The sequence below is a fragment of the Bacteroidota bacterium genome (genome assembly GCA_016706255.1).
In the GTDB taxonomy this organism is placed as follows: domain Bacteria; phylum Bacteroidota; class Bacteroidia; order Chitinophagales; family BACL12; genus UBA7236.
The window spans coordinates 963,933-976,660 of the sequence record JADJJZ010000029.1 but is presented as its reverse complement, the minus strand read 5'-3'; the positions used below and the strand labels follow the sequence as shown (position 1 = coordinate 976,660).

Annotated in this window: 13 protein-coding genes; 10 read left to right on the top strand and 3 right to left on the bottom strand. The window is 33.8% G+C overall.

Annotated features, from left to right (window positions below):
• Positions 1-193 precede the first annotated feature (193 nt).
• The 8 genes from IPI65_22160 (at position 194) to IPI65_22125 (ending at position 7,058) form a co-directional block, all read left to right on the top strand.
• Entirely contained in the window at positions 194-1,177 is a 984-nt protein-coding gene (locus tag IPI65_22160; GenBank protein ID MBK7444135.1) for a hypothetical protein, read from the top strand.
• Positions 1,178-1,182: 5 nt separating this feature from the next.
• Positions 1,183-1,629, top strand: coding sequence for a hypothetical protein (locus tag IPI65_22155; protein MBK7444134.1), 447 nt, complete (start codon positions 1,183-1,185; stop codon positions 1,627-1,629).
• Positions 1,630-2,018: 389 nt separating this feature from the next.
• Positions 2,019-2,990: a hypothetical protein gene (locus IPI65_22150; GenBank protein ID MBK7444133.1), complete on the top strand. Its 972-nt coding sequence runs from the start codon at positions 2,019-2,021 to the stop codon at positions 2,988-2,990.
• Between the two features lie 27 nt (positions 2,991-3,017).
• On the top strand, positions 3,018-3,443 hold the full coding sequence (locus IPI65_22145; GenBank protein ID MBK7444132.1) for a hypothetical protein: 426 nt from the start codon (positions 3,018-3,020) through the stop codon (positions 3,441-3,443).
• A 152-nt stretch (positions 3,444-3,595) separates the two neighbouring features.
• On the top strand, positions 3,596-4,615 hold the full coding sequence (locus tag IPI65_22140; GenBank protein ID MBK7444131.1) for a hypothetical protein: 1,020 nt from the start codon (positions 3,596-3,598) through the stop codon (positions 4,613-4,615).
• A 7-nt stretch (positions 4,616-4,622) separates the two neighbouring features.
• Positions 4,623-5,282 carry a hypothetical protein gene (locus tag IPI65_22135; GenBank protein MBK7444130.1) on the top strand — a complete coding sequence of 220 codons (660 nt, stop codon included), beginning with the start codon at positions 4,623-4,625 and terminating at the stop codon, positions 5,280-5,282.
• Between the two features lie 333 nt (positions 5,283-5,615).
• Positions 5,616-6,617 (top strand): hypothetical protein, encoded by a 1,002-nt coding sequence (locus IPI65_22130; protein MBK7444129.1) that lies wholly within the window; start codon positions 5,616-5,618, stop codon positions 6,615-6,617.
• A 15-nt stretch (positions 6,618-6,632) separates the two neighbouring features.
• Complete coding sequence (locus IPI65_22125) at positions 6,633-7,058, top strand: hypothetical protein (protein MBK7444128.1); 426 nt, start codon at positions 6,633-6,635, stop codon at positions 7,056-7,058.
• Between the two features lie 544 nt (positions 7,059-7,602).
• Here the strand turns inward: IPI65_22125 and cynS are convergent.
• Positions 7,603-8,211 carry a cyanase gene (cynS, locus tag IPI65_22120; protein MBK7444127.1) on the bottom strand — a complete coding sequence of 203 codons (609 nt, stop codon included), beginning with the start codon at positions 8,209-8,211 and terminating at the stop codon, positions 7,603-7,605.
• A gap of 276 nt (positions 8,212-8,487) precedes the next feature.
• Here cynS and IPI65_22115 point away from each other — a divergent pair, with 276 nt between their 5' ends.
• Both IPI65_22115 and IPI65_22110 read left to right on the top strand, forming a co-directional pair.
• The gene (locus tag IPI65_22115) at positions 8,488-9,045 is read left to right on the top strand and encodes a sigma-70 family RNA polymerase sigma factor (protein ID MBK7444126.1); all 558 of its coding nucleotides are present in this window, start codon (positions 8,488-8,490) and stop codon (positions 9,043-9,045) included.
• Positions 9,042-10,472, top strand: a complete 1,431-nt coding sequence (locus tag IPI65_22110; protein ID MBK7444125.1) for a DUF4097 family beta strand repeat protein — start codon at positions 9,042-9,044, stop codon at positions 10,470-10,472. The genes IPI65_22115 and IPI65_22110 overlap by 4 nt, the downstream gene beginning before the upstream one ends.
• 123 nt (positions 10,473-10,595) lie before the next feature.
• On the opposite strand, the gene IPI65_22105 is transcribed toward IPI65_22110, so the two are convergent.
• Positions 10,596-11,669 carry a dipeptide epimerase gene (locus tag IPI65_22105; GenBank protein ID MBK7444124.1) on the bottom strand — a complete coding sequence of 358 codons (1,074 nt, stop codon included), beginning with the start codon at positions 11,667-11,669 and terminating at the stop codon, positions 10,596-10,598.
• A 1-nt stretch (position 11,670) separates the two neighbouring features.
• Complete coding sequence (locus tag IPI65_22100) at positions 11,671-12,723, bottom strand: DUF1611 domain-containing protein (GenBank protein MBK7444123.1); 1,053 nt, start codon at positions 12,721-12,723, stop codon at positions 11,671-11,673.
• Between the last annotated feature and the right edge of the window lie 5 nt (positions 12,724-12,728).

Genomic DNA, 12,728 nt, shown 5'->3' with positions numbered 1-12,728 from the left:
TTATTAAATTATTTTAATACCTACTAAATTTTGGCTATAGAAATTACATGCAGCATAGGCTAAGAATTTAAGTTAAAAAATTGGACAAAATCCTTTAAAATTTCACGATTTTTCATCATTTTTGACATATTGTTCTTTTACACAGCGTTTATGCAGTATGCGTTACACCGGAAATGACCATGACCCGTTCGGGATGTTGTTGGTGGATAGAACATGGCAATTTACAACCACTTATAAATATGGGTTTAATGGACAAGAACAGGATGATGAGGTTTATGGAAATGGCAATTTGAATACTGCATTGTTTTGGGAATATGACTCAAGGTTAGGCAGAAGGTGGAATTTAGATCCAGTAGTTAAGCCGTTTATATCCTCATTTGCTGTATTTTCATGTAATCCAATTTTTAAAATCGACCCCTTGGGTGATGATGATTATTTTGACACAGATGGGAATTATTTAGGGACTGATAGAAATGGCTCGCACCTAATTAAAGTTATCAGCAAAGAAGAATTGAAAAAAATTATTTATACCAATACTTTGAACAAAACAATTGATCCGGCATCTATTAAAAATTTCACTTTTCTTGCTGATTTTGAATATTCAAAAAGTACTGTTGCTGGCCGGTTTAATATTTATAGGCTTGTTAAGATAACAAAACATTATACCGGGTTAAATGTATCAACCAAGGAATATGAAAATGAATTATCACCAGCAAGCACTCTAGATGGCGATATCTCAATACATTTAATAGATGGCAAAATTCATAAAAGTTTAAACAATTATTACAATATTAAATCTACTATATCAGATCATGAAAAATTACATCGTGATGATCAAAATGATAACGTAAAAATAACTTATAAACGTCATGCTGAAATTTATATTTATGAAATAAGTCAATCTAATTTTGGATTGTCAAATGACAAAGAATCGCAGCTTGGCGGCATTGCCTCTACAGTTAATTTTGCAGTAAACTCATTTTTTCAAGAAACTGGATCATATGCTATTGAAACTTGGCAAAATAAGATTAATGATGCGTTAAAATCAAGTGGTGTAAATATGTCAGTAATTATAAATGCAGGAAACACATTTCGGTCTACTTCTTACATGATAATAGATAACGAAACAGGTGCTAGTACCACAAGGGTTGTACCTAAAAAAACAAATCCAAATTGAAAATTATGATTAAATTGATTTGCATTGCAGCTATAACAATTCTAATATCAGGCTGTAAAAAAATAAGCTGTCCGGAAAAGCAATCTATTTTGGGTTACTGGGATTTTGCAACTGTAAATTCAGACCCATCAAATTTGTTGTATGGAGTATGCTACAAAGAGAATTCAAAAGCGTTCAATTTTATTAACAATTATGACAATTCAACTAGAGTTATTAATGATCTAGTAATTGATGGAGAACCTATTTCTTGTAGTGAAATATTGTTTTCATATCAGGTCGACTGCGTTGGAAATAAATTATTTTTACAAAGCCAAGAATATACCATTATTCACATCTCCAATGATAGTATAGTATATCAAAGTCCAAAAAGTGGATTAAAATTTAAACTCATTCCGTCCAAAAATAATTTCATCGATGATTGGGATAATTTTTTAGATTGCCAAAAATATTAATTTGAAATAAAAAATTGATTAGTTTAATGTTTACATGTTATTAGCATATTCCGTGCAATTAGGTTGAACAATGGTTTTAATTTAGATTCTGATAAATTATAATTTTTTTTGGGTAAGATATAAAATTTGACTTGAATAGCTTCAATGAAATAAAATTTAAAAATTTATTGTCTGACTGCATTAGTTTGCGATATTAAAATGTAAATTCTTATCACATTAAATTAGTTTAATTTAATGTGTGAGCTAAGTTAGAAAATTAATGTAATTTTATTTAAAACAAAGTAAAACCCTTAAAATTCTTAACTTTTTTCACATTTTTGACATATTGTTCTTTTACACAGCGTTAATGTAGTTAGCGTTACATAGAAATTGACTAATACCCGTTCGGGATGTTGTTGGTGGATAGAACTTGGCAGTCGACAACAACTTATAAATATGGGTTTAATGGACAAGAACAAGATGATGAAATTTATGGAAATGGTAATTTAAATACTGCTGAATTTTGGGAGTATGATACACGCTTAGCCAAAAGGTGGAATGTCGACTATAAGAATAATTATGACCTTTCAGGTTATGTTGTTTTTTCAAACAATCCGATTATTATGATTGATCCGTATGGTGATGATGATTATTATAATGAATATGGACAATATCTTTACACAGATACCAAAACATCTAATGATATAAGGTTGATTACACAGGAACAATGGGATTTAATAAACGCAAATTATTCTAGTCAAATAAAAGATGCTAGTACATCTTATCTGGATTTAATTATTGAATTGGAAAATAATAGCCGGTTAGTCACTATAAATTTCACTGGCGAAGATCTATTAAGGCTTTGGCAGGATAGCCATCCTGAATTGCCAATCGGAGAGTATGAACCATCAGGTAATTATAGGCATGAAGAAGCTGCGTTGATAGTGTTTGATACTGAAAAGGCTGAAATAAGGCTTGAACGTCAAAAAAATTATCCCCAGGCTCCAAATACTTATAAAAGCTCAAGTAATGCAATAACCTCCTTTATCAAAGATGGCAGAAAAATACCAATATCAAATGGTGATAAGAACAATATCGTAATAGGCCAAGTGCATACTCATCCAAATAAAGATGGGGATAATGGAATGACTTTTTACCGTGCCCCATATGATGGAACTCAAATGCGCTCAGGTGAAAGTGCAGATCTTAATTTAGCATCTGAGTTTAATATCCCTGTTTATCAAATTGATGAATCAAATATTGACCGCCAAACCGGGTATCCTTATCAGGGAACAAAAGATAATATTTGTACATTTGATGAAGCTGTTGGTGACTGTTTTGATATTAGCCGAGATGCCCTTAAAGTTGGTGCCGTGGAATAAATCTTAATAAAATTTAAATTTGGTTTTATGAATCCTTTATTATTTATATATTTAATGTCTGCAGGTTTAAAACCCGTTGATAGTTGTAATGTAGTATATTATCAACTAAATGCTGATGTTGGAGATTCAATTATTCAGTTCATTGAATTTAATCGCGTGAATTATGGGTTTAAAGCTGAGAATGCTTATGTTATTTTAGGCGTAACAGGCGTGGAAAAATTGCCATTTATCACTGTATCTTATTGCATTGAATGTAAAAATAGATTAATGATTGCATCAACAAATCGTTATTTCAAGCTGAGGAATGATTTTGCGATACCAATTATTTTTGATTCTGAACTAAGTTTTTCACCGCAAGTAAATACATCGCCTGGTATTCTATATTCTTCTCCAACAATATTTATTAAATTAAATGAATCTGGGTCTATTGTGAACATTTACCAAGATCAATAATGGGAATATTGGAGTACGTTATAATTTAAATGGTTATTTTATACTATTGATGTAATTAAAATCAGAAACGAAAAAAACGACAAAAACCTCCCAATTCTCAACTTTTTTCACCATTTTTGACATATTGTTCTTTTACAAAGCGTTAATGTAGTATGCGTTACAGGGGAAATGACCATGACCCGTTCGGGATGTTGTTGGTGGATAGAACTTGGCAGTCTACAACTACTTATAAATATGGGTTTAATGGCAAAGAAAATGTTGATGATGTTTATGGGAATGATGTTGCTGTTGATTTTGGTGCACGCGTTTATGATGGGAGATTGGGCAGGTGGTTAAGTGTAGATAAACTTACTCAAAGAAATTCTTTCGAAGCGCCATATGTGTTTGTAAGTAATTCTCCTATGCTGTTTATTGATCCAACTGGAAATGAAAAAATTATTGTTTCTGGAGGGAAAGACCTACGCGCTGATCTAGGTGGGGACAAAATGAAATTTATTAATGCAGGTATCGCTGCTATTCAAGCTTATCGGGATGAAATGCCACAAGAAGGTCGTGGTAGCCAAGAGCAAATCACATGGTTAGTAACTTTAGCAGATTATACAGAAGCAGAGTGGAAAACCATTCAGGAAGTTGCAACAGCAAATAAAGTAAATTTAATTGCAATTTCAAGTACAGAAGAATTGACAAATTATGTGAATGGTAAAACTCTTGATCAAGGAAACGGAACCGATCAACGAGCTAATGATCCAATAAGCGATATGTCAATATTCGCACACGGTTGGTCAAATAATATTGGGTTGGCTCATGGAAATAGAAATGCAACTAATGAAGAAACAGGTGAGATATATTCAATTGACGATCATACACGAATCACATCTGGAACATTCGAAACTTGGTCTCCGAAATCTTTTTCCTCTGAAGCAGAATTAAATCTAACTACATGCAATAGTGCGACTCCAATCCTAGACAGTTCATCCAGCCTTGCCTCAAACGCTTCAAACGAGTTAAATATCACTGTGAATGGCTTTGAAGGTAGTGCATGCTACTATGGTATCACAAGTAGTGACACTGTAGTAAAAAAAGATGGTGTAGTTATCAAAGGAGAGGTATCACTACCAAATGGCAAATGTGCTGATGGTCAATCAACTATTGTTACTTTCAATCCAGAATAATAATCATATGAAAAACAATTATAATAATTCTTTGATTTTGCTAATTACGCTCATCTTAATTGCATTGGTAATTGTTGCGCAAGATTTATCTCAATATGAGAAAACCGAAATAAATATTTTAAACTTAACTAGCAAAAATAATTATTTATGTGATACTACTAATCTTAAATTTAGCAAAAGTGGTGCAGTTATTCAAAGAAAAATACAAACATCTGATTCAACATATATAATTGAATTTTTGGACTCATACTATGGTTATGTTTCTGATATAATACAGTATACCAATAATAAATTAGATGGGCTAGAGCAAACCTTTGCTCCTAATGGCGTAATTATTCATCAAATACAATGGAAAAATGGTGTAATAGTTGGAACGGAGCAATTTTTTTATGAAGATGGGAGCATTGATTGGTCAAGACAGTATGATACACTCGGGGTGCTACACGGTGATTTGATTGTATATTTTAGAAACGGAGTGATTCAAAGTAAATTACCCTTTGTTCAAGGGAAAAAGAATGGCACTGGCTATTATTACGCGCAAGACGGGGGCTTGTTGAGAATGTATACATATTTAAACGACACATTAAAAAAAATAGAATATCTTGAGAATGGAATTATTGAAAAAGTTGAATATCCTAACATTTTTGAGCCATACTTTGATAACTAAAATTAATTATTACTTATATAACATGAAAAAAATGTAATTTAGTAATTCCAATTTATTACATTACTATTTTATGGTGCGCATCCTCTTATCATTTATCTTATTAAGCACATAAAAACGGTTAATAACTAGATCAGTTGTATGCATTTCAGGAAAGTTATCCCAAAAAATCTTAATTTTGAAAACTGGTGGTATATAATTTAATAAATTTAGCATAAATTTCAACTCAAAAAAAAACGAAAACTTCAACTTTTTTCACCATTTTTAACATATTGTTCTTTTACACGGTGTTAATGTAATTAGCGTTACAGGCAAAATGACCTTGACCCGTTCGGGATGTTGTTGGTTGGGAGAACTTGGGATGTAAATTATAGATATGGATTTAACGGGAAAGAATTTGATACGGATACTTATGGCGAAGGAAATATTTATGATTACGGATTTAGAGTTTATAACCCGCGAATAGGTAAATTTTTAAGCACTGATCCGCTTTCTCGCAATTACCCATGGTATACACCTTATCAATTTGCAGGGAATAAGCCTATTGTTGCAATCGATTTGGACGGTTTAGAGGAATATGTTGTGCATAATATCTATAATGGTGATGGTATTTTGATTGAAATACGAGTTTTTTCATACTCTGATGTTAATGGTAAAGCTCAGGACATGAAAATTTATGAATCAAACCCACACTTCCAAAGTGGGCACAAAGTTGCTGTTGTTAAAACCTTTGAAGACGGAACAGGTATAGGCGAGCCAACTTATCAAGATGAGTTAACTACAACTCAATCAAATATTTTAAAATCACGTCAAGTAATTAATCGTACACTTAGTGAATCAAGTAACTCTCAAAGTGAAGGCGATGGGTGGAATGGTTGGAAGACTAAAAATTTTGTTTCAGGGGAGTTTACTTATTCTGTGATGCAGACAACAATTACAATAGCACCTCAGTTTGAACGTAGTTCCGATAATTACAAGCCAGGGGAGGAGAGTAAAGTTGATCCCTTAGGCCAAATTTTATTGATTGCTCAAGATGCGACAGTTACATTAAGTGGAAATGGTGGGACAGATGAAGGGAGGGCTAGAGAAGTAATATTAGGCACTGGTCCAGATGTTATGAATCAGCCCACAACATTAAATGGAAAAAGTTCAACTACAGGAGGTGTATTAATAGCCCGTGCTGAAAGAGTTAAGAATACTTTGGTTACAAAATATTTTTATAGGGCTGAACAAATAATCACTCAAACTGGATATTTAGGAGGTCATCCCACTGATAGAACAGTAAGTGCACAAATCTCTATTCCAGGTTCTCCGTCACCAATTGATATTAGTAAATAAAATAAAAAAAATGTTATGTTACATACTTTAATACTTATGTTTTTGTTTACGAACACTTCGGTAAATGATGAAGCACCAATTAAAGAAATTTACTTGGAAGAAATTAAACAACGCATCCATTGGGAAGTTTTAGGAGAGCCAATAGAAATTCAATTGCCAGATAGCCAGATTGCAGTTTATACCATACTTGATACAGCAGGGCGTGGAACTCTTGAAATTTATAATTTGGAAAATAAACTTTTAACTAAGGGGGAATATTGTAATGCGTTAACTTATTTTTCATATTACCTGTATATTTTGAACGAAACTACCATAACTGAAACTTTAACTGTTGCCCATTATTACCAGCCTATTAAAAATGGAATATGGTGTAATTATAAAGTGAATGGCGAGGAAGAAAACTGCCAACAATATAAATTGGGTTCTGTTACTGGGTATTAGGAAATGTGGGTTTGGAAATTAAACACTTCATAATTTAGACTTAATTTATTGGTATTATGAAAAGAAATTTATTAACCTCGAAGAAGATGGTTTAAAAACTCAAGTAGCTAAACCACATATTGGATATGAAAAATCAATTATGGCGAATAGCAAAGATGGAGTAACCATCCAAGACTATTTCGATTATTATGAAAATAGAAAGCACATTGAAAAGAAAAATTAAATTATTCTATATAATGGTGCAAATAATTATATAAATTATCATAACCATTCAGCGCACCTTAGCCCAATCTAGCCCCGGTTGTAGTGGAAATCCTTTGCGCTTTTCAGCAAAGATTGCAACGGAAAACGGGTGCGGATGTTGAATCGAAGCGCGATGTTGCTGCTCCAACTACGTTTTATAATTTTTAATGTAGCGACGTAAAATACATGCTCGTATTTCATAAGTTTATCAGTAGTAAAAGAAATACTGGGCTTCAATTAAAAAATTAGCATAAAAAAAGGACAACCACCCGGTTGTCCTTCCAAATAAATGTAATAAAGTTTACCACTTTTTATACTGCAAAAATTTCCCCTCCAAAGTCACTCTCACCCGATCACCATTCGGATTTGGGATTTTTTCGATGTTCATATTGTAATCAATAGCACTCATAATGCCTTCACCAAATTTTTCGTGAATTATGGCGCGCATTGTGTTGCCGTAAATTAAATTGATTTCGTAAAAACGGTAAATTAACGGGTCTGTTGGCGGCATTTCCTGGCTGTTGCCTCTGTAGGCATAATTTTGAACAGCGCTCATTACATCTGCTCCCAGGCCTAAATAATCGCATAATTTTTTGGCTTCTGTTGCATCCATGGTATTTTCACCGTATATAACCGATGTTGTCCAGGTTTCACTTCTTCCAACTGCTTCGGCAATTTGCTGATAGGTAACACCTTTTGCTTTTTTTGCGTCTAAAATTATAGGTGTACATTCATCTCTCGATAAAACTGCTGCCGTTGGAGTGACAACTGTTGGATATACCGGTGTTTCAGTAATTTCTGCCAGCCATTCTTTTTTCAAATTGGCAATATCTGCATCGCTGTAATATTTACCTTTTTTTATTAATTCAGAAGAGGTAAGTAATGCTGTTGCTGATACAGCTACTACCATAACAGCAAAAAATTGGAAAAATCGTTTTTTCATTTGGTATGATTTAGTTCGCAGCAAATTTATAAATACTTAATTTACAGCCGAAACCCAATGATTAAAAGAAGTGTAAAATTCACGTGAAATCAACTCGCAGCAACCCTGAAATGTTTATTTAAAGGTATATCAGCCGAAAACTTATCATGTAAACTAAGAGTGATTATCAGCAAAAGAGCTGTAAATTTCCACGCACAAGATGCAACCTTTTCACCGGCCTCCGTTATTTAGGTATATGCACTTATGGAAATAGCAGTAACAAAATCGAAAATGAGCAAATCAACATCCAATAATACACAGTCTGCAGGTATCATATTGGATGACATGTACCATCAATTCGCCAAACAAATGCTCAATTTGAGCGCCAGAATATTAAATGATGTATCGGCTGCCGAAGATGTTATTCAGGATGCATTTATTGCCGGACATCAAAACCTGAATAAATTTAATAATGCCGTTGATTTTGGTAACTGGCTTAAAAGAGTGGTTGTAAATAAATCAATTGATGTTTTGCGGAAAAGAAACAATAGGATGTTTGAAATTGATGAAGACACACTCAATGTCGGTCAACAGGTAGAGGATGAGGAGGAACCAACTTATACCATTCAAAATGTATTGGACGCAATTAAACTATTACCGGATGGGTATCGCATTGTATTGAATCTGTATTTATTTGAGGGTTTTGCACATAAAGAAATTGCAACCACTTTAAATATCAGTGAAGGCACTTCTAAATCGCAATACAATAGGGCAAGAAAAAAATTAATTCAAATTATTACCAATAAAAATTCAACGATATGAGCAAAATAATTTTGGAAGATTTTATTAGTCAAAACAGAGCAGGATTCGATCAACTTGAATTACCAACTAATATGTTAAACACAATTCATACTAAAGCACTGGTTGGCGGCCACAGTATTATTCAACCACTTATTACAAAAATAATTATTGGTATAGTAGCCACAACCGTTGCTGTAGTTACTTATGTAAATGTTTCGCGCAATGATGTGGCAGTGGTTGAAAAACCAACAAACGCAATTTCAACACCTGAATCATCAACAACAACCTTTAACGAAAATATAGCACCTGCCGAAAACCCGATAATCCCCAACAACAATACGAATTTGCAGGCTAATGCATTTGAAGGAAATACAATGCTGCCTGACAATTTTGATCCAGATGATGAACCGTTTGTTTATGCACAAACAAATATCAACCGGCAATCAAATAAGGATACGGTATATAATAAAAACGGACAAACATGGGAATGGTCGGCATCCGGTAAAAATTCAAAATTAAATGTAGATACCATTTTCTCAGGGATAAATGATATTCGCGTAAATGCTTCTTCTTTTGATATCATAGTTGTTGGCAAACAAAATTCTGATAAGGTGTTGTTTAAAGTTGATGCTAAAAGCGAATCAAAAGGTTTGGTATTAAGTTCAAGTGATATCGAAATTACCTGTGAACAAATTGGCGGAATTTTAAAAATAGCAGCAGACTTTTCAGGCAACAGCTCCGGCATCGGAACTTTTAATATGGAGGGCAAAATTTACATTGAAATTCCTGCCAATAGTGCTGTAAATCTAAAAAACAGTTATGGTAATATCGATTTGTCTGATACCCACGGAAATGTATGTGAATTACACTCCGAATCGGGTAACATAAAAGTAAATAATGTATCATCTCCAATCAATTTACACGTAACTTATGGTAATGTTTGGCTCAAGCAAACCAAGGGAACGCTCAACATTGATCTCGGGTCAGGTAATTTGATTACCGAAAATCAAACCGGTGATATCAATTTAAAAGTGGATTACGGCAATGTTAAAATGACCGGCGTTACCGGCAACATCACCGGCGAAAGTGAGTCAGGTAAAATTGAAATAACAGACATTACCGGCAACCTCAATTTTGATTCGGACTACACCGGCTTTATTTTAAATAATACAAAAGGTGATTTATCAATTAAATGTAATTCCGGTAATATTCAGGGCACCAAAGTTGAAATTTTAAATGCAGCTACGTTTAAAAGCGAATATGGTAATATTGACATTGATTTTGTAAACGATTTAAACAAAATGAGTTTTAACTTAAAATCGGAATACGGCAATATTTTAGTGGAAGACGGCACAGGAAGAAAACAAGCGGAAGGCGCAGTAATTATAGAGCGCGGCGGTATTCAGGTAAATTCAAAAGTTGAATCGGGCAACCAGGTTTTTAAATAAAAAGAAACATATGTAATTACTACAGTTAGAAACATTCTTGTTTATGTAGTAAGGAAAGTAATGCATAATAGGTTTGGTCAATTTTTATGCTTAGTCGTGCACTTTAAAAAAAGGGCACGACTTTTATTTTTCTCTTTTTGATACCCCTAATCCATTACCATCAGCTAAATACATGAGCCCGTTTTTTATAGTAAAACCACCGGTAAAATTATTTTCCAATATTTCGATACTGCCATCTAAGTCTAAGTATTTTGTATTACTACAAGCATAAGCAATATGCAAAGCCGCTGCTATACTGATTAAACTTTCATCGTTGCAACCCCAAAATAGTTGAATATTATTTTCTTTGGCCAGGTCGGCAATTTTTTTTGCGGCTTTTATTCCGCCTGCTTTCATCAGCTTAATATTAAATACACCAAATGGCTGGGGCATTTTTACTAATTGTTCTGCACTGGAATAACCTGTTAACGATTCATCAGCAACCAATTTTTGTCGGATAGTATCGGGTAAAGTCAACAATACATGTTCATCCCCAACCGGTAAGGGTTGTTCAATTAATTCGAGCGCACAATGTGCTGTCGCATCTATAAATTTATTTAAATCTGAAAGCGTATAACCTAAATTTGCATCTACGCGTATTTTTACGGATGCTCCAAATTGTTCATTTAATTTTTGCACAATGCTTATATCATCGTCAACCGAAGTTCCGGTTTTTAATTTCAAAACCCGAAAACCTTTTTCATAATAAGCAAGTGCATCCACAAGCATTTCGTTAACCGGTTTAATACCAATCGTTATGCTAGTGGGTAATGTTGGCCGGGCTTGGCCATACAAGGCATAAACAGACATATTGTAATATTTACAATAAGCATCGTGCAAAGCAATATCCACCGCAGCTAATGCACCCGGAAATGCTGCAAAATGGTGTGCGCAGAAATCAATTAATGTATTAAAATCTGAAATATCTTTTCCAATTAAATTTTCTACAACTGCGCTTTTTAACAACGATAGGGTAGTGGTAGGTGTTTCGCCGGTTACTTCTGCAAATGGATTCGCAGCACCATAACCAATTATACCGTTTGCTAAAATTATTTCGAGATAAATAATTTCTGTATCCTCAATATTTTGATACGCAATACGGTAAGGTTGTACCAGTGGTATTTTTTCTAAATAGGTGTTTATCGCTATAATCTGCATATTAAACGAGGGCTTGAATTACCGGAATTATTTTTTCAACACCTTGTTGTAATGGCAACAATACCGGAATTTTTAAGGTGGAAGCATAATGTTGTTGAAATTGTAATGCTTCTTCAGTTGTACAATCTTCCGTATTTAATGCCAGTGCAATTACTTTTGAACCATACATACCAATTAATTTTATTTCCGATTCCACATCATGTATGGCGCCCCACAGTGCCGTATGTTCGTAGTATTTACGTTTAGGTGCATGCACCAGCACAACATGTTTTGCATTTCCCGAAACTAAAAACTCAGCTCCGCATGGTCCGCTTGGGTTGCGCAGGGCACTCTGTCCTTCAAGTAAAATAATATCGGGTTTTGTTTCCTCCCAGCACTGCACTATTGCATGTTCCAGCTCGCCGGAAATAAAATCATTTAACGTAGAATCGAATATAAAACCATATTTCCCGCCTTGCATCCAGCCGGTTTGTCCGGTATAAATCATTTCAGCGGAAATATTATTATTAGCACATGCCTGTTTAATTAATCGGCAGGTAGTTCGTTTTCCTAAAGCACAATCGGTACCAATTACCGCAATAATTTTCGATTCAACATTGTGAATACTTCCGTTCCAAAAATGTAAATCTTTTTTCAATTTTGGTTTTCGCACATCAATTAATTCTACCTGATATTGTTTGGCTAATGTTACGATATCGGCATGATCATTTAAATATTCATGTAATCCATTTACCACAGACATACCATGTTGAATACACTTTTTAATTACCGGAATAAATGTTTCGGGTAATACACCTCCAACCGTTGCAATACCAATTATACAATACTGAATATCCGCAATTGTTTCCACGGCTGCATCAATATCTTTTAATACCGGAATATTACGATGTTTACCATCTAAAACCACACCGGCATCTTTACCGGCAAAATGATGGTCAATTACTGCGGCTATTTCAAATCGTTCAGTTCCTCTTATTAATCCGTGCGCGGTTTTCGCATCCGATTCATTTAAAATGCCATTGGTTAATACAATAGCTTTTGGTTTATTTTGCACTTGAA

Coding starts and splice junctions, on each gene's coding strand:
- IPI65_22160 (MBK7444135.1), top strand. CDS start 194: ATGTTGTTGGTGGATAGAACATGGCAATTTACAACCACTTATAAATAT.
- IPI65_22155 (MBK7444134.1), top strand. CDS start 1,183: ATGATTAAATTGATTTGCATTGCAGCTATAACAATTCTAATATCAGGC.
- IPI65_22150 (MBK7444133.1), top strand. CDS start 2,019: ATGTTGTTGGTGGATAGAACTTGGCAGTCGACAACAACTTATAAATAT.
- IPI65_22145 (MBK7444132.1), top strand. CDS start 3,018: ATGAATCCTTTATTATTTATATATTTAATGTCTGCAGGTTTAAAACCC.
- IPI65_22140 (MBK7444131.1), top strand. CDS start 3,596: ATGCGTTACAGGGGAAATGACCATGACCCGTTCGGGATGTTGTTGGTG.
- IPI65_22135 (MBK7444130.1), top strand. CDS start 4,623: ATGAAAAACAATTATAATAATTCTTTGATTTTGCTAATTACGCTCATC.
- IPI65_22130 (MBK7444129.1), top strand. CDS start 5,616: ATGTTGTTGGTTGGGAGAACTTGGGATGTAAATTATAGATATGGATTT.
- IPI65_22125 (MBK7444128.1), top strand. CDS start 6,633: ATGTTACATACTTTAATACTTATGTTTTTGTTTACGAACACTTCGGTA.
- cynS (MBK7444127.1), bottom strand. CDS start 8,211: ATGGTAGTAGCTGTATCAGCAACAGCATTACTTACCTCTTCTGAATTA.
- IPI65_22115 (MBK7444126.1), top strand. CDS start 8,488: ATGGAAATAGCAGTAACAAAATCGAAAATGAGCAAATCAACATCCAAT.
- IPI65_22110 (MBK7444125.1), top strand. CDS start 9,042: ATGAGCAAAATAATTTTGGAAGATTTTATTAGTCAAAACAGAGCAGGA.
- IPI65_22105 (MBK7444124.1), bottom strand. CDS start 11,669: ATGCAGATTATAGCGATAAACACCTATTTAGAAAAAATACCACTGGTA.